The following is a 20,674-nucleotide window of genomic DNA, read 5'->3' on the forward strand; positions in this document are numbered from 1 at the left end:
ATTTTTCAGTGGCTTAGTTTGCAATACCCATTGTTCGGAATCGAAAAACAAAAGAAATTATCAATTAACCCCTTGACTTTTATTAGCTGGTCTTAAACTTTTTTTGCGTATTTAACCGATGTTAGTAAGAATTTACTTGACTAATGCTTTCTCTAACGTTTCAACCACACTCTTTTTAAAAACTGCCAAATCTACATTTTCAATTTCGATTGGTACCTGTGTATATTCGAAAAAATCCAAGATATCCTCATCATTGAACTCGGATACACCAGTGTCTAGGAGCAAGATTTTATCGTAGAAACCAAAATTCTGCCTGGCATCAATTTCGTCCCAGCCTTGTCCCTGACTGAAAATTTCCCGCCAGTTCTGCAACCAACCTTGAGTAATGTAAAATATCTTATCCGATTTTTCTAGCTCATTCTGTCTCTCCTTACCTAAAATCAATTCAATACAATTCCTAGGTTCCAACTTGATAACATTGTATTCTTCTATGAACTCGTTCATCTCAGGATGGCACATAGAGCCGAAAAAGAGGACTGCTTTTTCTTCCGTCGCATTATTATTTAAAGCCTCGGTGATGGCATCTTTCAGTTTTTCATAGTCTACATGCAGAGCCGGTGCTGTGTAGATAACTTTAAACTCAGCATCAGATTCACATTCAGTTCTTATTTCCTCTAGAACTCGCTCAAGCTCCAGTTGGAATATGCCGCAGGCAACTATACGCACCTCCATATTAATATCACCTCTTCTCTGAGCTGCGTTTTCCTCTAGTCACTAGATCCAACAAGTTAACTCGTCTTATGTAATTTTAACATGGGGTAAAAAAAAAGAATGTTAAATAATTAACAAAAATCAAAATAGTTGAATAGTCTTGGCAAAGAGCATAAAAGTGAAAACAAACGAGAGTATGTCTCTTTTATAGATGGGAATTAGAGATATTGGGTAATGGGGGAGGGCACCGAATATTCATTCTATATTACTAAAGTATTTCCACTGGATTTGACTCTACAGTATATATCCCTGACCTATTACTATCTGGTTCAACTCTGTTAAACGGACCCTGAAATGAAACTGGGCGATCATATGTTATAATTGTGATCAAATCATTCAGCGTGGCTTTGGACTGAATGATGATCATCTCTATGCTTTTTTCATGGATAATAAAGCATGGTCCCGTAATGGAGAGATCTATTGGTCCCCCGTCAATGATAGGGGGCCCTTTGCCGATATGGTAAAATTCCTTTATCTATTTGATTTCGGAGAGGAGTGGAGATTTACCGTCACTTTTAAGAAGAGCGCAGAAGAAGTGGCGGTAGCGAAAGTGATTGCCGGGAAGGAGCGGTTATTTTATACCCAAGCTTCACCATCCGAAGCCCGTCTACGTATGCTATTGGGGAACAGTAATGCAGCCCTTTAAGGGACATGGGGATAAATTTTTACTTCCAGCGATGACAGCGGCAGGTCAAATTCGTCAGCGTCGGCGAATTTGACTTTTTATACCGAACTATTTACAACAACTAAAAGCTGTGTAAGAAGGTGAAAACAAGGTTGTCATGAATACCATCTATGCCAGTGAAAGATGTATATTGATAAAGACTTGCAGAAAGGTGCCATTCCGGGATATTTGCACCGTCTTTCCCCTGCTAAAATAGTTCACACTTGGGTTGAGATATTTTATAAGCAGCACTGGATCAAGGCTAGAAGGCAGAGAAGAGGAAAAAAAGAAAGTAACAAAAAGACTTCTTAAGAAGGGTATGGATTTCAAGCCAATCTCCGACATTACAGGTATGTCCGAAGAGGAGATAAAGAATTTAAGATGACACCAAATCCATGACAGTTTAGACCGAAGAGCGCTCAATTAAGGGTGCTCTTTTCGATTTAATGATTTGCAATTGCAGTAACATGCTACCTGCGAATATTTGAAAATAGTTTACCAGAAAATGAACTAATTAGGTAAGATAGAACTCATAGGTATAGAAGTGAGGGGAAAAGCTTTGGAGAATGAGTTTATCCAGATGATAGAACGAGCAAAAAAGGGGGATAAAGAGGTACTGATTGAACTCATTATGCGGCAAAAACAGGATTATTATCGCCTTGCCTATATCTATATGAAGAACCCAGATGAGGCCTTAGATGCTATGGAAGATATGATTCTTAAAGTCTATGAAAATATTAAGAGGCTGAAAGATAATGCTGCTTTTCACAGTTGGAGCAAGACAATTTTAGTTAATTGCTGCAAAAATAACCTAAGAAGAAAGAACAGAGTAATTTTAAGCGGGAGTATTCCCGAAGTTGCATATGCAGATGTCTTTCAGATGAAGGATGAACAACTGGATATTGAGAAACACATGGAGAAAATCAATTACAAGTTCCGGGAAATTCTAAAACTAAGATATTACCTTGATATGGAGTATGAAGCTATAGCTGCAATCTTAAAAATCCCTCTAGGAACAGTCAAATCAAGAATTCACACCGGGCTTATAAAATTAAAAGAAAGCATGGGAGTGAGTGAAGAATGAACAATATTGAAGAAATTCTTAAAGCGAAGAAGTTACAGGTCAGTGAAATGAACGTTCCCGAAGAGTTAGAGGGGCGACTTCGAAACGCCTTAAACAAGAATAATCAATTTAGATTCGGAAATAGATTCAGAGTTTATACAGCAGCCATGGCCATGGTATTTATTTTAATATTATCTTTAAACTATGATGTGGTTGCTTTCTATAGCAAACAACTCCTGGGGTACGATCAAGTTATGAATGCATCCTTAAAGCAATTGAGTGAACTCGGCAAAGGACAACCTATAGGTAAGAGTTTTACATTTGACAATCAAGTCTCTTTGACCGTGGATTACGTAATGTTAGATGAGAATCAACTTTTATTGTTCTATACCATAAAAGATCCCTCGGGGCACGTGGATAAAAACGATATTACGGCTTTTATGTCCTTAAAGGCATTCTGGGGAGAATACAATCATCAGAGTTCCCAAGGGATCATTAATGAAGAAAATACAGAAATTAAATATCTTGCCAGTTTTGAGCCACCCAAACTTTTTGAAAAAAACTTAACATTAAAGTTCTCTCGGATTCTCAAGGGAAGAGAAGATCCTGCCGAGATAAGTTTTACTTTAAATAGGAATACTGCTATGGGACATACTTTGAAAAAGACTCTCAATGAAACGATTGAAGTCGATAAAACTAAAATAAAGATCCATTCAATTTTGGCATCCCCTACAAAAACTGTCATCGAGGGTTCTATTCAAAATATTTTTGAATTGGCTAAAGATCAGCTGAATGGAGAGAGACTACGAGCAACTGACCTTACACTAAAGCTCATTGCCAATGGAAAAGAGGTTGAAAGACAAGGGAGCGGCATGAGTACAGATATGAAAGGGATGACTTTTCATTGTGATTATGATCCATTACCCACAGATTTAGAGCAGCTACAACTAGAAATGGTGAACTTTGGAGCAGACCATGATGTCAACCAACAGTTCAAGTTAATAAATGATGGTGAGAAACAGAGCTTAAATATTCAAGGACAAAAGGTGGAGATCAATAAAATCGAAAAAGTACAAGGAGAGACGCAAATTACATTTAGCAGTAAAGAAGGACTTATCTTAAGTCGAGTTTATTTATGGATTGACGGACAGAGAGTTTCTCTCGAACAAACCATCATGGACGATTATGAGAAGTTGCTGGATGGCACCATCATTCATACTAGAACCATGCGTTTCTTAGGTGCTGGGGATGAGTTAAAACTCGATGTCCAAAGAATGACTTATACAACAAGCTATGACAAAGTGCTTGAGATTCCGATAAATTGAGAAAGGTAAAGGACTATTTAATAATATTTCTGCCAAACCTAAAGCAGCGGTATGTCCAAATTGTGGTTGTTTAATTTTTTATATTGATGAATACAAAAAGTTTAGTAAGTAATCAGAAATAATTTGGATACAGTTATAAATATATTGGACTCAATATGCTTAAAAGATGACTCTAAGGGAACTCAAAAATGAGTTCCCTTACCCCAACTTCGACCATTGTTTTATTTCTGCAATTTCCTTTTTTGAAAGGCCAAGAGTTTCAAGAAATATTGAATGCTCGGATGGCGAGATCTGTTCGAATTGTATGTGCCACTTTCGTGATGATTTTTCATCGAATCCGGTTGAAAGCATCAGATTATTCCAAGTACCTTTACTTATTAACTCTGAGGTCCTCAGAAGTTCATTATTTTTAAGCATACTGGCAATACAGCTTTGTTGGTTCCTTAAGTCCTGTATTTCTTGGTTAATTTGATTAAATCTTTGGATTAATATCGTGTTGTAGCTTGATTCTTCATAATCCAGTAACTGTTTGATTTCTTCCAATGAAATCCCTGCTCTTCTGAAATTACATATTCTCTCAAGTCTTGATAAATCATCATCTGTATAAAGACGATAATCTGCATCTGACCTTATACGACATTTAAGAAGTCCGATGGAATCATAATAGAGCAGCGTACTCCTAGATAAATTATATTTCTTACATAGCTCACTTATCTTGAACATAGGGATATTACTCCTTTCAAATATTAGGTTGACCTGTCTATAACTTTATAGTTTACACTTAATGTATACAAGTTGAAAGGAGAATCAATATGAAGAATTCTTTGAGAAAAGAGTACATCCACAAAATTGATATCCGGGGAGATAACCTGACTATTTTCAAATTGTTCTGCCCGATTGCTGAAAAAGACTGGGTTCCAGGCTGGGAATGCAATATGCTCTATTCAGAATCAGGAATAGCAGAAAAAAACTGCGTCTTTACAACGAAAAATGCCAATATGACAGATGACATTTGGCTATGTAGTATTTATAATCCGGGTGTGGAGGTAGAATATGTAAGAACAACTCCGGAATATTTTGTGACCGTAATAAATATAAAAACATTACACTTAAACGATATTACTGAATGCGCTGTTAAGTATACACACACCGCCCTTACAGAAGGTGGTGCTAATTTTATTGAAAACCATTTTACTGAAGAAATGTTTATTAAGCAGATTGTATCGTGGCAAGATGAAATCTCCGCGTATTTGAAATCGTAGACCCAAGCTTTCCCAGTTCAAGGATGAATTTCGCATACGAGCCTAAATATCGTGACCGTATACCCATAAAATGGTATAATAGTTTACAGAATAAGATTAAAAGACAAGTATAATAAATGGAATCAGTTTAGGAATACCATTTACTTCGCAAATCCGTTTTTCCTAGTATCAAAGGAACGTATTAGCGGGTATGCTCCTAAAAGAGCATTAAAAAATAAAGGGGAGCTAATTATGTCAACATCTCAAGATGATAAAGAGTACACATTTAGAGACTACTTGACATATCCAGAAGATGAAAGATGGGAAATCATTGACGGAGTACCATTTATGCAAGCATCCCCAACGCCTGTACTCGGCGGAACGTCTAACAGGCTGTCATATATTGTCGTTCCGCGCAGGTTCCAGGTAGTGCGACACGACAATATATGACAACGCTCAAGCATGTTTCGCCGAATAGATGGCCTGAAAGCCGATGATGAGGTCATCACTGAAGGACAGATTTTTCTCAATGATGGGGAGAAGGTTAATGTGGTAACCGGTCAGTAAGGGGTTAAACGGCTAGTGGAGTGGTATGGGAAGATAGCTGGGTATTGTACAGGATTGCGCGGCAGCAGTATTTTATTGGAAATTTGTTTAGGGATATGTTCCGGCAGACTGGGCACGTTTAGACGATAATAGTGCTATATTTGCCTTAAGCGGAAGCCTTGGTATGAGCGGGGAGAAATATTTCATTTATATCGCCAGATTCATGTTATGAACAAAATCCAAAAAATAGGGACTAATTAAACGGATATTGGAATTTTTTTTTGACATTTATGCTACAACTACTCTATTTCTACCTGTTCGCTTAGCCTCGTATAATGCTGAATCTGACTTCTCTGCTATTTTGTTAATATCATTAACTGTATCTGGATAGATTGCAACGCCAATGGATATTGTGATGTTAATAGCTTCGCCATCAATCAAATAAAACTTATGTTCTTGTACTGCCAACCTAATCCTCTCTGCAACATCCAGTATTTTATCTCTCGGGCAATCCGTCATTAATACCGAAAATTCTTCGCCTCCATTTCGAGATACAATATCGGAATAACTACATGAACTCAATAAGATTTTGCCTAGATCCTCAAGTACTTTGTCACCATTTTGATGCCCGTAGGTATCATTCACCTTCTTAAAAAAATCAATATCAATAAATAGCAAAGTGACTAAACTATTACTGGTCAATCCCTTAATAATCTTATTTAACTCGTTATCAAACTGTCTGACATTATTAAGACCAGTACGGTGGTCCCTTGACGAATCGTATTGATATTTCCTATATGTGAATTTTGCTGAATTTATAAACCCAACATAAAAATAAACAAGTGTTGAAACAATGGATGTACCAATCCAGTAAACAAATACTGTTTTGATTAATAGCAATTGATTATCAATCGAAATAATCAGAGCAATACTAGGAACTATTAGTGTATAAAGACTCATAATTACCCATTTTTTTAATCTACTCATTATAAATATAGATGTATACCCACAACCAATAGTAATTATAGTTATTACTATTGTCGCTATTATAGATGAAAAGGATAAACCTATATAAAAAAATAATTGAAAAATCCCAATTATTAACCCTGTTATTATCACAGATGTGAAACCGCAGTACGTAGCAGTTAGAATTAGTGCTAGGTATCGGAAATCTAAAAGTACACCAGGCACAACCGTAACACTGATTGACATTAGGATTATTCCTAATAACCCAGTCATTAAACTAAAGAATAATCTTAATTTCAAGGGTGAAGAAGGTGTTATATCTTTATTAATGAGAATCTGGCTTCCTATACTTATGATTGCAATAACCGTGGTTGCATTTAGAAAGAATTCTTTTAACAATATCTTCAACTCCATTATTTTTAACACTTATAAACGAGTTCATTCCAAATCATATTAATTCCGCTGAGAATCTGTTTTTAAGTGGAATTTATTTACGTATGTATATTTCGGAGAGCTAAGATATCATTTTAAAACTAAGGTATTTCCATTCAATATCAGTTGTTACTATTTTTGTAAACACATCCACATCAAATTTAACTTTTTTTGCATAGCTGAATACCCCTTCTCGTTAAATCACGTATTGGCAAGTTTTTGATTTTGTATTGAACTTCTTCGATGTGGTCCCAAGTTGTTCAGGCGTCCATGCTTCCTTAATCTTTTCAAACCCCTTTTAAATATCTGCGCATATCTTTAATTGCAATGATCTTGTTGATAAACCGTAAAAAAGCCTGCCCTAAACTTTTCTCCTTGCCCGCCTTCACTTCACAGGGGGCTGGTTTCCACCCAACATAAAAATGAACAAAAGAAAAGGCCACTCATCAGGTGACCTGTACATATAAAATTGAATCCCGCAAAGTTCCTACTAACCAAAATCATACAAACCGACTAACTAACCTAACTCATGCGAACTCGACTAACTAATCCAAATCATACAAACTCGACTAACTTAACCTAACTCATGCGAACTCGATTAACTAACCTAAATCATACAAACTCGACTAACTAACCTAAATCGTACAAACTGGACTAACAAACCTGATTCATAAAGACTTAACAAAAGAGGAACTTTGCGGGAAAATTATCTTTCTAAACAATGAGACCACCCTTTTAGGTGGTTCAATTCCTCGAAATTCAGCATCGTCCTAACTGATTGCACTGCTGAGCCTTCGATGAATCGAAACTTACCTAGCACGCTACCAACAAGTATTTAGCACTGAATCTTTGGTTAACTGATTATGAAATTATTATACTTAAATTCAGTTCCTTGTCAAGTGCTGAGATTAATAATATTTACAATCCTAGGTACTACATAAGTGGCGCTTTTGCATGTAACAGGGTATATTTTGCTCACTGTTTTAATAGTATAAGTGGACCTATAAACAAGGAAATGATTAACGTGAAATTTAATCCAGACAAGTTACATGTTGGATTTCGAAATGGAGTGACGCCAACAGTACCGATTATGGGTAGAAAATACACTTTACTCATTCTGATATTACTGCTGAATTATTTCTCACGATAGGATTAACATTTGCCTACGATAAAATTAACATGACGAGGGGAGGCAATAAGGTAAAGTAAAAAAGAAGGCAGAGAAGAAGCAGCTACAACTAGAAATGGTAAGCTTTGGAGCAGACCATGATATAAACCAACAGTTTAAGTTAATAAATGATGGTGAGAAACATTTGTTGATTGACGGACAGAAGGCTTCTCTGGAACAAACCATCATGGACAATTATGACAAGTTGCAGGATGGCACCATCATTCATACTAGAACCATGCGTTTCTTAGGTACTGGGGATGAGTTAAAACTCGATGTCCAAAGAATGACTTATACAACAAGCTATGACAAAGTGCTTGAGATTCCGATAAATTAGAGGGGTGTGAATTAACCGAAATTTTGCTTGCGAGCCTAAATATCGTGACCGTTTACCCAAAAAATGGTATAATAGTTTACAGAATAAGATTAAAAGACAAGTATAATAAATGGAATCAGTTTAGGAATACCATTTACTTCGCAAATCCATTTTTCCTAGTATCAAGGGAGCGTATTATCGGGTATGCTCGTAAAAAAGCATTAAAAAATAAAGGGGAGCTAATTATGTCAATATCTCAAGAAAATAAAGAGTACACGTTTAGAGACTACTTGACATATCCAGAAGATGAAAGATGGGAAATCATTGACGGAGTACCATTTATGCAAGCATCCCCAACGCCTGTACACCAAGAAGTACTTACGGAATTAGTAAGACAAATGGCTAATTATTTAACAGATAAACCATGCAAAGTTTTTCCTGCTCCTTTTTGTGTAAGATTGCCATTAAGTACAGAAAAAAATGAGTATGAAGTAAAAAACATCGTTGAACCCGATATATCCATCATCTGTGATAAAGCAAAAATTGATGATAAAGGATGCAATGGAGCACCAGATATGATCATTGAGATCATTTCTCCTTCATCGATAAAAATGGATAGAGTGGTAAAGTTCAATAAATATGAAAAAGCTGGTGTTAAGGAATATTGGATTGTCGAGCCTGATCAGAAACTCGTCAGTGTATTCGTATTACAAATTAACCAAAGATATGGGAGAACCGAGATATATACAGAAGATGATAAAATAACAGTATCCATATTTCCGGACTTAGTAATAGATTTGATTGATGTTTTTACTTCATAATTAAATTTCAAAGCAAAATTATTTTATTTCTCTCTAAAGCCACACGTGATGTGTGGCTTTTTGCATGGCATCAAATATTACATTGGATGCGATAAGTTAAATAGTTCAATTCTAGTCAATCTAGAGCAGGTAAGTAAAAGCACCAAGAAATGTTCCAACCATTAAATACTTAAATTGATCACGTTAGGGGTAATCTATTAACAGAAATAGGTATTGACAGTGCATTCTGAAAAAGCTAAAATCATAGTAGAAATTTAATGTAACCGTTTACATTAAATGATTTATTTATATTACAGGGATATAAATAAGACAATAAGGCTAAATAGCCTAGTATAATAACCGTATTTCACTAAAGGATTATTAAGAAAATATAGATGATAGGTTAAACAGATATTATGGGAAACATGGAATGTAACCGATTACAATAGAAGAAAAGATTGAGGGTGTTGTCTATTGGCAACGATTAGAGATGTTGCTCGACTAGCGGGGGTGTCTGTGGCTACAGTCTCCCGAGTAATTAACAAAACGGACTCAGTGAACCCAGAGACAGCGAGACAAGTGCTGAAAGCAATTGAGCAACTGCAATACGAGCCAAATGCTGTAGCCAGGGGCCTAGCGGGTAAGAAGATGGGGATTATCGCCTTAATCTTACCGGATATATTAAATCCGTTTTTTCCTGCACTGGCTCGAGGTGTCGAAGATGTGGCCCATAAAAAAGGCTTGACGGTTATTTTAGGTAACTCGGATGATCTAGGCTTAAAAGAAAGCTCATATATCAGGGTACTTAAGAAAAAATATGTAGATGGCTTTATCTTCGCTTCTAATACGATTCGTGAAGAGGACGTCGAAGCATTAAGAAAAGAAGGAATTCCAATTGTCTTATTGGATAGAGGTCTAAATACTGCATCCTGTGCAGTAATACGTTCAAATAACCGAGAAGGTGCCAAACTTGCTGTGCAGCATCTAATCGGGCAAGGCTGTCAGAAAATTGCTCATATTTACGGACCACAGGAGTTTATTACGGCTCGAGAGCGCATGCTAGGATATGAAGAAGTTGCCGGAGGTTTAAGTGAGTATTCACCCAGTCTAATGGTTCAGGGAAACTTTGATATGGAGAGTGGACGGAAAGCCATCGAACAGCTCCTGGCCCGCCATCCTGATCTGGATGGGATTTTTGCCGGAAACGACCTGATGGCGGTAGGGGCTCTCAAAGCCTTGCATGAACGAGGGATTAGAGTCCCGGAACAGGTCAAAGTCTGCGGTTTCGACGGAATTAGCTTAACAGAGATTACTGAGCCGGAGTTGACGACCGTGGCCCAGCCGGTTTATGAAATGGGAGGATTAGCTGCTCGGATCTTGCTGGACGAGATCGAGAATGGAATCCGTGAGAATAAGCTTATTGAACTAGAGGCAATTTTAATTCCCAGAAAATCGACCTACAAGGAGGGGCTCTAAATGAATCAGCGACCTAAAATTGTTGTCATTGGAAGCCTAAATATGGATTTAGTCGTTAAAGCTGTTCGTGCTCCAAAACGTGGGGAAACAGTGTTGGGGGAAGAGATACATTTCATTCCAGGTGGTAAAGGTGCCAACCAAGCGATAGGCTTAGCCCGTTTAGGTGCTGAGACAACCATGATTGGAGCGGTTGGGTCCGATGCTTTTGGGGTGGAACTTATGAAGGCTTTACAAGCAGATGGAGTAAATACATCGACGGTTAAGGTTCTCAATTCAGAAGCTACAGGCGTTGCCTCAATTCTTCTAGCTGAAGGGGATAACAGTATTGTGGTGGTCCCAGGGGCGAATGCCCAGTGTTTACCTGAGGATTTGGACCGGTATGAGGGTATAATTTCTGAAGCAGATCTTGTGCTTCTGCAGCTAGAAATTCCTCTGGTGACCGTGGAGTATGCCATCAAACTGGCACGAAAGCACGGAACGCCTGTGATGCTCAATCCGGCCCCAGCCCAAAGCCTTTCTCAGGATCTACTCAGCCAAGTGGATTATTTAACCCCCAATCGTTCGGAACTCGCCTTGTTGGCTAAGATGGCCGAAGAGTCTGCAATCGATCAAGGAATTCAGCGCTTATTGGAGCTTGGAGTTTCGTGTTGTGTCACGACTCTGGGAGCTGAGGGGGTCGCTTTCATGGAACTAGGCACCAGCACTCTAGCAAATATTTCGGGTTATATGGTTCCTGTAGTAGATACAACTGGAGCGGGAGATGCCTTCAATGCTGGCTTAGCCTTTGCCCTAGCCCAAAAGAAATCTATTCGAGAAGCGGCAGAATTTGCAGTTAAGGTTTCGGCCTTGGCTGTTACAAAATTTGGGGCTCAGGGTGGGATGCCTTCTCTGGCCGAGGTAGAAGCTTATTTCAGGAGGGCTGTTGATGAAGAAAATCGGCATCTTAAATAGTGAAATATCCGGAGTAATTGGTGAGCTTGGGCATACAGATAAAATTGTCATAGCAGATGCAGGCTTACCCATTCCTTCTCATGTTAAAAGGATTGACTTAGCTTTAAAAAAAGGAGTCCCATCCTTCATTGAGACGGTTGAATGCGTCCTTTTGGAAATGTGTGTAGAAAAGGCATATGTGGCGCAAGAAATGGGAGTGGCAAGCGCTGCAACAAAGGAAGAGTTGCTCAAGGTATTACCCGGTGTCCAAATCAAGATAGTCACGCATGAAGAGTTAAAATCCTTAACTCAGCAAGCCAAGGCAGTAATTCGTACGGGTGAGTTTACTCCCTATGCCAATGTAGTGCTTGAGGCTGGCGTTATCTTCTAAAAAATTTCAAAGGAGGGATTCAGGTATGACGGATCTCTTGTCGATGGAGGGTATTCACAAGAGCTTCAGTGGAGTCAAGGTGTTAGAAAATGTTCAGTTTTCGCTCCGCCAAGGGGAAGTCCATGCCTTGATGGGAGAGAATGGGGCTGGAAAATCGACCCTAATGAAAATCCTTTCTGGAATTTATAGTAAGGATGCTGGCTCTATTCAGATTCAAGGAACCGAGTCTGCGGCTTCTTCCCCTAAAACCGCACAAGCTTTAGGGGTGGCGATCATCCATCAGGAACTTAATATGATTCCCGACCTTACCATCTCAGAAAATATGTTTTTAGGGCGTGAGTTCAAATGGGGGCGGACAGGCTTTATTAATTGGTCCAAAATGGCTGCCGAAGCGAAGAGTTATTTGCAACAACTTGGAATGAATTTGAACCCGGATAGCCTAGTGGGGGAGCTATCGGTTGGGCAACAGCAAATGGTGGAAATAGCTAAAGCACTTTCTATGCACGCTAAAATTCTGGTTCTCGACGAGCCTACGGCGGCTTTGACCAAACGAGAAATTGAAAAACTTTTCCAGCTCATTACGACCTTGAAAACTCAAGGGGTAGGAATGATCTATATTTCCCATCGTATGGAGGAAATCTTCCAAATCAGTGATCGGATTACTGTATTGCGTGACGGTCGTTATATTGGCACACGGGATACGAATGTTACAACAATGGATGAATTAGTGCAAATGATGGTTGGTCGGGAGATCAAAGAACGTTTCCCTAAGGTAGAAACTAAAATTGGGGAAGAGCGTCTCCGTGTAGAAAGACTAGCTCAAGACGGTAAGCTCTATGATATCAACTTCAGTGTGCGGGCTGGAGAAATCCTGGGAATTGCAGGCTTAATGGGATCTGGTCGGTCAGAATTAGCAAAAGCATTGTTTGGGGTAGGCAAGTATCAAGGAAAGATCTTTGTGAATGGCAAACCAGTGACGATTAAAGGCCCTGCTGAAGCGATTAAGGCTGGGTTGGCTTTGATTACGGAGGATCGAAAAGGAGAAGGTCTAGTCACTGATCTCTCAGTTCGAGAAAATCTAGCCTTGCCCAATTTACGTACCCTGTCACGCTTAGGTTTCATCAGTCATCGCTTGGAACAGGATTTTGTGGAGGATAGTATTCAGAAACTGAAAGTTAAAGTCCACCATTCTGGACAAGAGGTAAGTTCATTAAGTGGAGGAAATCAGCAGAAAGTTGTGATCGGTAAATGGTTAGCCACTCAGCCTAACGTTTTAATACTCGATGAACCCACAAGGGGTGTGGATATCGGGGCGAAACGGGAAATCTATGACTTAATGAATCAGCTCGTTCAAAGCGGAGTTTCAATCGTCATGATTTCATCAGAACTTCCAGAGGTTCTCGGAATGAGCGACCGAATTCTGGTCATGCATGAAGGACGAATAACTGGGGAATTCTCACGCGAAAATGCTACTCAGGAAACTATTATGGTTGCTGCAACAGGAGGGAAAAGTCATGGGTAAAGTCCGAGGGAAAAGTGGGATCCTGCAGCGCATGGGACCCCTTGTGGGTTTGATTCTCATCGTCTTCATCTTATCGATGATCAGTTCAGATTTTCTGACCGTAGGCAATATTTTTAACGTGCTTCGTCAAGTTTCGATTAATGCTTTGATTGCTTATGGGATGACGTTTGTCATTTTGACGGGAGGGATTGATCTCTCCGTAGGTTCTATCATTGCACTTTCAAGTGCTTTTGCGGCGGGGATGATGGCTTCAGGTACAAATTCTTGGCTCGCCATTGGGATAGGTGTCTTGTCTGGTACGTTGATGGGAACTGTAAATGGGGTAATCATTGCTCGAGGGAAAGTTGCACCATTTATCGCTACTCTGGCGACTATGACGATTTTTCGTGGCTTTACTTTAGTATATACAGAAGCAAAACCGATTACCGGACTACCGGACGCATTTGGCATAATTGGACGGGGGTATCTCTTCGAGATCCCGATGCCCGTAATTTGGATGTTGGTCGCCTTTGGGGTACTGTATGTCATTTTGAAATTCACATCTTTTGGCCGTCACGTGTACGCCTTAGGAGGAAACGAAGAAGCAACTCGTCTATCGGGTATCAATACCAATCGAGTCAAAATCCTTGTTTATAGTATTAGCGGTTTGATGGCTTCATTGAGCGGAATCATCCTGACTTCGCGCTTAAACTCCGCTCAACCAACGGCAGGGACATCTTATGAGCTTGATGCCATTGCAGCCGTCGTACTAGGAGGAACCAGTCTTTCGGGGGGAAAAGGGTGGATTGTAGGTACTTTAATTGGGGCCATGATTATTGGAATTCTTGATAATGGCTTAAATCTTTTAAATGTCTCATCCTTTTACCAACAAGTTGTCAAAGGTGGGGTCATTCTACTAGCGGTCTTGCTGGATCGATCGAAAGGAAAATAGTGAACTCATGCTGGTAAAGCAGGGTCAAATTGCGGGTCTTCGACTGAATGGAGCGACGGTTTCTTCAGTTGTTGATATAGGGGTCTCTTAGAGGGGGAGGATGCCGAGGCTTAGAAACTGCTAATTGTGATATTCATATCACTCATTTTGGACACACTGTGGCTAGACCACTCATAAAGAAAGGAAGAAGAAAAATGAAAAGAAGAAATAGTATCTGGATGATAATCCTTGTAGTTCTCATGTCTATTAGTCTGATTGGTTGTGGAACGACCCAATCCAATTTAGAGAATAAAGAAGCGCCTAAAACAGGGGATAAAGTGACAATTGGTTTTTCGATTTCAACGTTAAACAACCCCTTCTTCGTTACCCTTAAGGAAGGTGCCGAAAAAGCAGCAACAGAAGCTGGTGTGGATCTGACAGTAGTAGATGCTCGCGATAATACCGCTAAGCAAATTAGTGATATTGAAGACTTAATTCAGAAAAAGGTCAGTGTAATTCTGATTAACCCAACTGACAGTGCGGCTGTCGTCTCAGCCGTGGAATCTGCAAACAAAGCCAATATTCCTGTTATCACAGTGGATCGGGCTTCCAATGGAGGTAAAGTAGTTTCTCATATTGCTTCTGATAACGTAAAAGGTGGCAGCATGGCTGCTGACTATATCCTGAAAACCTTGAGCAACAAAGGAAACCTTGTGGAGTTACAAGGGATTGCCGGAACATCTGCAGCACGTGATCGAGGTCAAGGCTTCCATAATGTTGTAGATGGCAAAGAAGGCGTGAAAGTCGCAGCTTCTCAACCGGCGGATTTCGATCGCGCTAAGGGATTAAAAGTTATGGAAAATATTCTGCAAGGGAATAAAGATATTCAAGCTGTGTTCGCACATAACGATGAAATGGCATTAGGAGCGCTGAGTGCTATTCAAGCAGCGGGCAAGACTGATATTATGATAGTAGGTTTCGACGCTACAGATGACGCTGTGAAAGCCGTTAAAGAAGGGAAAATGGCGGCCACAGTCGCTCAGAAACCTGAGTTGATTGGGAAAACATCCTTAGAGACCGCCCTTAAAGTAGCTAAAGGGGAGAAAGTTGACGAGAATATCCCCGTTGAATTAGAGCTAGTTACGAAGTAAAAAAGAAACAAGAACAAGAAAAGAGGTTGGAGCAATGTGCTTCTGCCTCTTTTCTTGCATTTCTGATTTAATTGCAAATAAAGGAATCAATGAGTGTACAAATTCAATCCACGCCGCTGCGGAGGTTTGATGGATTAAAAAATTATGTCTAAAATAATTGGTTAAAAGAAGAAAAAACTATTGATTTATAATTATATTAATTATAAAATAAATCTAAAATAGTATTCTTTAAAAAGACTGGGAGGAAAAAATAATGAAAAAATATCAATGTTCAATTTGTGGTTATGTCTATGATCCTGTTCTGGGTGATCCGGACTCTGGAATAGCACCAGGCACTTCTTTTGAAGATATTCCGGAAGACTGGGTTTGTCCAACCTGCGGTGTGGGGAAAGAAGACTTTGAACCTGTTGATTAAGGGGCGCTAACCTATTTTCCGGAGGAAGGGGAGAGAATGATGAGCCAAGAACTTCAGAAAGACCTGGAAAAATTACCGAAATCCTATCAAGATTTCTGGGAAGAAGCAGCCCGCTTTATCCCGGCTAATCGGCGATTTTGTGATCCGTTACATACTTTGGCATATGGTATTGATGCCAGTTTTTATCGTTTGATCCCTAAAATTGTGCTTAAAGTTCGCTCTCCCGAAGAGATTACCAAGATTATCAAGATCTCCCGCCAATTTAAAGTCCCTCTAACTTTTCGAACAGCCGGAACCAGCCTTTCCGGTCAGGCCGTCACCGACTCGGTTCTGGTAGTCTTGCAAGGGGCTTGGAGAGGCCACTCTATCCTGGAGCGGGGAGAAAAGATCGTCCTGGAACCGGGAATTATCGGTGCCGAGGCCAATCGCTTTTTAAAAGACTATGCCCGTAAGATCGGACCGGATCCAGCCTCCATTGATCACGCCATGATCGGGGGAATAGCAGCCAATAATGCCAGCGGAATGTGTTGTGGCACCGCCGACAACAGCTATCAAACCGTTGCCGACATGAAAATCATTTTAGGTGACGGGACCTTGTTGGATACCGGGGATTCCTCCTCATGTTCTGATTTTGCCGCTTCTCACGGAGAGCTTATCCAAGAAATCCTGAAGATCCGGGCTGAAATCATCTCTGACCCTCAGCTGACAGAATCAATCCGGCGCAAATATAAAATTAAGAATACCACAGGCTATAGCCTCAACGCTTTTGTGGATTTTGAAGACCCCCTGGAGATAATCAAACACCTGATGATCGGTTCCGAGGGAACCTTGGGCTTTATCTCTGAAATCACTTATCATACAGTGATTGAACATAGCCATAAGGCTTCAGCCTTGATCATCTATCCGGATATGGAACAAGCCTGCTTGGCAGTGCAAAAATTAGATCGAGAAACTGTAGCGGCTGCTGAATTGATGGACAGAATTTCCTTACAAACCATGGAAGAGAAGCCCGGAATGCCCCCTTACTTGAAGACCCTTTCGGCAACAGCCACAGCCCTGCTGGTAGAAGTTCGCGGAGTGGATGCCGAAACTCTCCAGGAAAAAATTGCCCAAGTTGAAGAACTCCTCCGGGAAATACCCACGGTGCTGCCCCTGAGTTTTACTGCGGTAAAATCGGAGTACGAGAACCTCTGGAATATTCGCAAAGGGATTTTCCCGGCAGTTGGAGCGATCAGAGCTTTGGGAACGGGGGTTATCATCGAAGATGTGGCCTTTCCTAAAGAAAATTTGGCTGAAGCAACTTTAGCCCTCAGAGAGATTATGGACAAATACTCCTATGGGGATGGAATTATCTACGGCCATGCTTTAGATGGCAATCTTCATTTTGTTTTTACCCAAGATTTTGGCCGAGCCGAGGATTTGCCCCGCTATGAGGGTTTAATGCAGGATGTAAGCGAGCTGGTTGTAGCACGTTTTGGCGGCTCTCTGAAAGCTGAGCATGGAACAGGCCGCAACATGGCACCTTTTGTAGAATTTGAATGGGGTAAAAAGGCCTATGTCTTAATGAAACGCCTCAAGGCAATCTTTGATCCGGAAAGTTTACTTAATCCGGGAGTGATCATTAATGACAATCCCCAAGCCTACTTAGAAAACTTAAAGAACATGCCTCAGGCTCATACAATAGTCGACACCTGTACCAACTGTGGTTTCTGTCAAAATATTTGTACCTCGAAAAATCTAACCTTAACCCCCCGGCAAAGGATTGTCATTCAGCGGGAAATTCAAGAATTGAAACGAACCGGGGATGATCCGGAGCGGCTGTCCCGTCTGGAAAAAGATTTTCAATATCCGGGGAATGTTACCTGTGCCGTGGATGGACTATGTGCAACCACCTGTCCTTTAGGGATAAACACAGGAGATTACGTAAAATTCCTGCGTTCTCAATCCGTTACTCCTGCCAAACGCTGGTTTGCGGACAGCTTGGCAAATCATATGGGCGGAGTTACCGGGGTTATGCGTTTGGGCTTGGGGGCAGTGAATGGAGTGCATGGTCTTCTGGGCACCAAAGTGATGAAGAACTTAGCCTTGGGAGCCCGGAAAATCTCCGGAGATACTATCCCTCTGTGGAATCCCTGGATGCCCAAAGGGGGGAAAGTTCCGGCACCTTCGAGGGCCACTAAGACAACATCTTCTTTGAAAGTTGTTTATTTTCCCAGCTGTATCAGCCGCTCTATGGGGGCAGCGAAAAACGATTTGGATCAAAGGAGTTTAAGTGAAGCGACCCTGTCTGTGTTAAAGAAAGCCGGGTATGAAGTAATCATACCGTCCAAAATTGACGGCCTCTGTTGCGGTATGCCTTGGGAAAGTAAGGGCTTTTTCGAAACCGCGGATAAAAAGAGTGCTGAGCTGGAGCAAGTTTTGTTTACGGTCAGTGAAGGCGGCAAATATCCCGTCCTTTGTGACACCAGTCCCTGTCTATATAGAATGAAGCGGGTTATGCACTCCGTAAAGCTTTATGAACCGGTAGAATTCATTCACGACTTTCTGCTGCAACACCTCACCTTTCAACAATTGCCGGAAACAGTTGCAATTCATGTAACTTGCAGCTCCGTAAAAATGAACTTAAAAGACAAGTTTTACAATGTAGCCCAAGCCTGCGCAGAAAATGTCATTATGCCCAATGATGTTCACTGTTGTGGTTTTGCAGGGGACCGTGGATTCACTGTTCCGGAATTAAATACCTCGGCCTTAGCCTCGCTAAAAGATGCTCTGCCGGAGAGCTGCCATTCAGGATATTCCAACAGTCGTACCTGTGAGATTGGCTTATCACTGCATAGCGGCCTTAGCTATCAATCCATTGTTTACTTGGTAGATAAGTGTACCACTGCAAAATTATAATTAAAAATTATAATTTGGTGGCGGCTAACAGGGAAATCGGAACACCCATATAGAAGTGGCAGTCTGGGAATTGATCAACATAAGTATCCATAAACGTAGACCCCATAGATTGATCAGCTGAATAAATCTATGGGGTCGTTTATTTCAAGTTGGAGGCCTAGCGCTTTGCTTCCCCAAGCAATCCAGGTTTTTAATCTCAGGCAGCATTTGTAGTATAATGTCTTCAGAGATTTACTAAAGTGATGGTTCAAAAGGAGATAAAGACAATGTGGATTGACCTTAGAAGCGATACGGTGACCCAGCCAACAAAGGAGATGCGTCAAGCAATGGCCCTGGCAGAGGTAGGGGATGATGTCTATGGTGCCAGGAGGATGGTGAGTACCGCTTTGTCACTAATTATGGCGTGTCTATAGAGGACATAGACAAAGTTGTGCAACTATCAAAGATATTATTGTTAATCAGGAGATGCCGACATGATAGCAAGTGAATTAAGTAAACAATTGAGCTTGTTTTAGGAATAATGGGAACCCTGAATTGTTGGAGAACTCAATAATTCTTATGTAAAGCTTGCGAAGTTTGAACGAGTTCACAGCCTGAAGTGAGGTGAAACTATGACAGAAGCTTTATTATGGGCCGCCGGAGGGACAGGATTTACTTTCCTGATGACCACGTTGGGCGCGGCTATGGTCTTTCTGTTTCACAAAACCATGAGTGGTCAGGTTCAAAAGGTATTTCTTGGCTTTGCCGCCGGGGTTATGATTGCGGCTTCGGTGTGGAGTCTGCTGATACCTGCCATTGAGGAAGCTGAAGCCCAGGGGCAGATCGGCTGGATCCCTGCAGCAGGTGGATTTGTTTTGGGTATTGTTTTCTTATATGTCCTGGATAGACTGATTCCCCATCTCCATCCGGGCATTAACCAAACGGAAGGTATGTCCTCTTCCATGAAACGTACTTCTTTGCTCGTCCTGGCGGTTACTTTGCACAATATCCCCGAAGGGATGGCCGTAGGCTTATCCTTTGCATTGGCTGCCCAACACGGTGGTGACTCTGCGGCCTACGCCTCAGCCATGGCCCTGGCCATTGGGATCGGCATCCAGAACTTCCCTGAGGGTGCTGCAATTTCCCTACCCTTGAGCCAAGAGGGCATGGGTCTGGGAAAAGCGTTTTTCTTTGGCAGTATGTCAGGAATCGTTGAACCGATCTTCGGCATTTTGACAGTATTGATTGCCGCCCTAATCTCTCCCTATATGCCCTGGCTGCTTGCTTTTGCCGCCGGAGCAATGATGTATGTGGTGGTTGAGGAATTGATTCCGGAGGCTCATCTCGGGGAGCATTCCAATATCGGCACATTTGGAGTCTTATTTGGCTTCTTGATTATGATGATTTTGGATGTGGCCTTAGGATAAGACCTGGCAGTAGTCGGAGTGTCATAAGGGCGTCCCTGTCAAAAGACAGGGACGCCTAGTTTTATTGCACTGGAGCAGTGGATATTGGATGAAATTGGACATAATCATTTTAACCTGTCATTTTACCCTGAAAAAACCCACAAATCATTCTAAAAGAGGACCCGAAAGACGGGGCGGCTTCGATCCACAGACCAGCTAATAAAAGTCAAGGGGTTAATTGATAATTTCTTTTGTTTTTCGATTCCGAACAATGGGTATTGCAAACTAAGCCACTGAAAAATCC

18 protein-coding genes and 2 pseudogenes are annotated in these 20,674 nt (G+C 40.8%); 17 read left to right on the forward strand and 3 right to left on the reverse strand.

Annotation, left to right across the window (positions count from 1 at the left end; all coding sequences use genetic code 11):
- Positions 1-132: 132 nt before the first annotated feature.
- Entirely contained in the window at positions 133-732 is a 600-nt protein-coding gene (locus BLS16_RS22085) for a DUF1638 domain-containing protein (RefSeq protein WP_092335764.1), read from the reverse strand.
- Positions 733-1,105: 373 nt separating this feature from the next.
- On the opposite strand from BLS16_RS22085, the gene BLS16_RS22090 reads away from it, so the two are divergent.
- The 3 genes from BLS16_RS22090 to BLS16_RS22100 all read left to right on the forward strand — a co-directional run bounded on the left by BLS16_RS22090 (position 1,106) and on the right by BLS16_RS22100 (position 3,823).
- Positions 1,106-1,417: an IS1096 element passenger TnpR family protein gene (locus BLS16_RS22090; protein WP_282433786.1), complete on the forward strand. Its 312-nt coding sequence runs from the start codon at positions 1,106-1,108 to the stop codon at positions 1,415-1,417.
- 577 nt (positions 1,418-1,994) lie between these two features.
- Positions 1,995-2,519 carry an RNA polymerase sigma factor gene (locus BLS16_RS22095; RefSeq protein WP_092335766.1) on the forward strand — a complete coding sequence of 175 codons (525 nt, stop codon included), beginning with the start codon at positions 1,995-1,997 and terminating at the stop codon, positions 2,517-2,519.
- Entirely contained in the window at positions 2,516-3,823 is a 1,308-nt protein-coding gene (locus tag BLS16_RS22100; protein ID WP_092335767.1) for a DUF4179 domain-containing protein, read from the forward strand. The genes BLS16_RS22095 and BLS16_RS22100 overlap by 4 nt, the downstream gene beginning before the upstream one ends.
- Positions 3,824-4,021: 198 nt before the next feature.
- Here the strand turns inward: BLS16_RS22100 and BLS16_RS22105 are convergent, their stop codons facing one another.
- Positions 4,022-4,546, reverse strand: coding sequence for a MerR family transcriptional regulator (locus BLS16_RS22105; protein ID WP_092335768.1), 525 nt, complete (start codon positions 4,544-4,546; stop codon positions 4,022-4,024).
- 89 nt (positions 4,547-4,635) lie between these two features.
- Here BLS16_RS22105 and BLS16_RS22110 point away from each other — a divergent pair, with 89 nt between their 5' ends.
- On the forward strand, positions 4,636-5,085 hold the full coding sequence (locus BLS16_RS22110; RefSeq protein ID WP_092335769.1) for a hypothetical protein: 450 nt from the start codon (positions 4,636-4,638) through the stop codon (positions 5,083-5,085).
- 813 nt (positions 5,086-5,898) lie between these two features.
- On the opposite strand, the gene BLS16_RS22120 is transcribed toward BLS16_RS22110, so the two are convergent.
- Positions 5,899-6,975, reverse strand: coding sequence for a GGDEF domain-containing protein (locus BLS16_RS22120; protein WP_092335771.1), 1,077 nt, complete (start codon positions 6,973-6,975; stop codon positions 5,899-5,901).
- Between the two features lie 1,048 nt (positions 6,976-8,023).
- Here BLS16_RS22120 and BLS16_RS22125 point away from each other — a divergent pair.
- From BLS16_RS22125 to BLS16_RS22185, 13 genes and pseudogenes are all read left to right on the forward strand, one after another.
- A pseudogene (locus BLS16_RS22125) lies at positions 8,024-8,196 on the forward strand (staygreen family protein); the annotation flags it as partial.
- Positions 8,197-8,252: 56 nt separating this feature from the next.
- Positions 8,253-8,513 (forward strand): hypothetical protein, encoded by a 261-nt coding sequence (locus tag BLS16_RS22130; RefSeq protein WP_176786267.1) that lies wholly within the window; start codon positions 8,253-8,255, stop codon positions 8,511-8,513.
- A 224-nt stretch (positions 8,514-8,737) separates the two neighbouring features.
- Positions 8,738-9,313, forward strand: coding sequence for a Uma2 family endonuclease (locus BLS16_RS22135; protein WP_092335780.1), 576 nt, complete (start codon positions 8,738-8,740; stop codon positions 9,311-9,313).
- A gap of 453 nt (positions 9,314-9,766) precedes the next feature.
- Positions 9,767-10,768 (forward strand): LacI family DNA-binding transcriptional regulator, encoded by a 1,002-nt coding sequence (locus BLS16_RS22140; protein WP_092335772.1) that lies wholly within the window; start codon positions 9,767-9,769, stop codon positions 10,766-10,768.
- Positions 10,769-11,719: a ribokinase gene (gene rbsK / locus BLS16_RS22145; RefSeq protein ID WP_092335773.1), complete on the forward strand. Its 951-nt coding sequence runs from the start codon at positions 10,769-10,771 to the stop codon at positions 11,717-11,719.
- Positions 11,694-12,089 (forward strand): D-ribose pyranase, encoded by a 396-nt coding sequence (rbsD, locus tag BLS16_RS22150; protein WP_092335774.1) that lies wholly within the window; start codon positions 11,694-11,696, stop codon positions 12,087-12,089. Before rbsK ends, rbsD begins: the two co-directional genes overlap by 26 nt.
- Positions 12,090-12,114: 25 nt before the next feature.
- Entirely contained in the window at positions 12,115-13,611 is a 1,497-nt protein-coding gene (locus BLS16_RS22155) for a sugar ABC transporter ATP-binding protein (protein WP_092335775.1), read from the forward strand.
- The gene (locus BLS16_RS22160) at positions 13,604-14,542 is read left to right on the forward strand and encodes an ABC transporter permease subunit (RefSeq protein WP_092335776.1); all 939 of its coding nucleotides are present in this window, start codon (positions 13,604-13,606) and stop codon (positions 14,540-14,542) included. The genes BLS16_RS22155 and BLS16_RS22160 overlap by 8 nt, the downstream gene beginning before the upstream one ends.
- A 194-nt stretch (positions 14,543-14,736) precedes the next feature.
- Positions 14,737-15,672 (forward strand): ribose ABC transporter substrate-binding protein RbsB, encoded by a 936-nt coding sequence (rbsB, locus tag BLS16_RS22165; protein WP_092335777.1) that lies wholly within the window; start codon positions 14,737-14,739, stop codon positions 15,670-15,672.
- A gap of 253 nt (positions 15,673-15,925) precedes the next feature.
- On the forward strand, positions 15,926-16,087 hold the full coding sequence (gene rd / locus BLS16_RS22170) for a rubredoxin (RefSeq protein WP_034596910.1): 162 nt from the start codon (positions 15,926-15,928) through the stop codon (positions 16,085-16,087).
- A gap of 36 nt (positions 16,088-16,123) precedes the next feature.
- Complete coding sequence (locus BLS16_RS22175) at positions 16,124-18,985, forward strand: FAD-binding and (Fe-S)-binding domain-containing protein (protein ID WP_092335778.1); 2,862 nt, start codon at positions 16,124-16,126, stop codon at positions 18,983-18,985.
- A 266-nt stretch (positions 18,986-19,251) separates the two neighbouring features.
- Positions 19,252-19,383: pseudogene (locus tag BLS16_RS22180) on the forward strand (beta-eliminating lyase-related protein); the annotation flags it as partial.
- A 213-nt stretch (positions 19,384-19,596) separates the two neighbouring features.
- Positions 19,597-20,391, forward strand: a complete 795-nt coding sequence (locus tag BLS16_RS22185; protein ID WP_092335779.1) for a ZIP family metal transporter — start codon at positions 19,597-19,599, stop codon at positions 20,389-20,391.
- Positions 20,392-20,674: the final 283 nt, after the last annotated feature.

Origin of the sequence: Desulfosporosinus hippei DSM 8344 (assembly GCF_900100785.1) — a bacterium.
Classification (GTDB): domain Bacteria; phylum Bacillota; class Desulfitobacteriia; order Desulfitobacteriales; family Desulfitobacteriaceae; genus Desulfosporosinus; species Desulfosporosinus hippei.

Bases quoted from the DNA above. Each gene is read 5' to 3' on its own strand.
- BLS16_RS22085 (WP_092335764.1), bottom strand. From the start codon at position 732: ATGGAGGTGCGTATAGTTGCCTGCGGCATATTCCAACTGGAGCTTGAG.
- BLS16_RS22100 (WP_092335767.1), top strand. From the start codon at position 2,516: ATGAACAATATTGAAGAAATTCTTAAAGCGAAGAAGTTACAGGTCAGT.
- BLS16_RS22105 (WP_092335768.1), bottom strand. From the start codon at position 4,546: ATGTTCAAGATAAGTGAGCTATGTAAGAAATATAATTTATCTAGGAGT.
- BLS16_RS22110 (WP_092335769.1), top strand. From the start codon at position 4,636: ATGAAGAATTCTTTGAGAAAAGAGTACATCCACAAAATTGATATCCGG.
- BLS16_RS22130 (WP_176786267.1), top strand. From the start codon at position 8,253: ATGGTAAGCTTTGGAGCAGACCATGATATAAACCAACAGTTTAAGTTA.
- BLS16_RS22135 (WP_092335780.1), top strand. From the start codon at position 8,738: ATGTCAATATCTCAAGAAAATAAAGAGTACACGTTTAGAGACTACTTG.
- rbsK (WP_092335773.1), top strand. From the start codon at position 10,769: ATGAATCAGCGACCTAAAATTGTTGTCATTGGAAGCCTAAATATGGAT.
- rbsD (WP_092335774.1), top strand. From the start codon at position 11,694: ATGAAGAAAATCGGCATCTTAAATAGTGAAATATCCGGAGTAATTGGT.
- BLS16_RS22155 (WP_092335775.1), top strand. From the start codon at position 12,115: ATGACGGATCTCTTGTCGATGGAGGGTATTCACAAGAGCTTCAGTGGA.
- BLS16_RS22160 (WP_092335776.1), top strand. From the start codon at position 13,604: ATGGGTAAAGTCCGAGGGAAAAGTGGGATCCTGCAGCGCATGGGACCC.
- rbsB (WP_092335777.1), top strand. From the start codon at position 14,737: ATGAAAAGAAGAAATAGTATCTGGATGATAATCCTTGTAGTTCTCATG.
- rd (WP_034596910.1), top strand. From the start codon at position 15,926: ATGAAAAAATATCAATGTTCAATTTGTGGTTATGTCTATGATCCTGTT.
- BLS16_RS22175 (WP_092335778.1), top strand. From the start codon at position 16,124: ATGATGAGCCAAGAACTTCAGAAAGACCTGGAAAAATTACCGAAATCC.
- BLS16_RS22185 (WP_092335779.1), top strand. From the start codon at position 19,597: ATGACAGAAGCTTTATTATGGGCCGCCGGAGGGACAGGATTTACTTTC.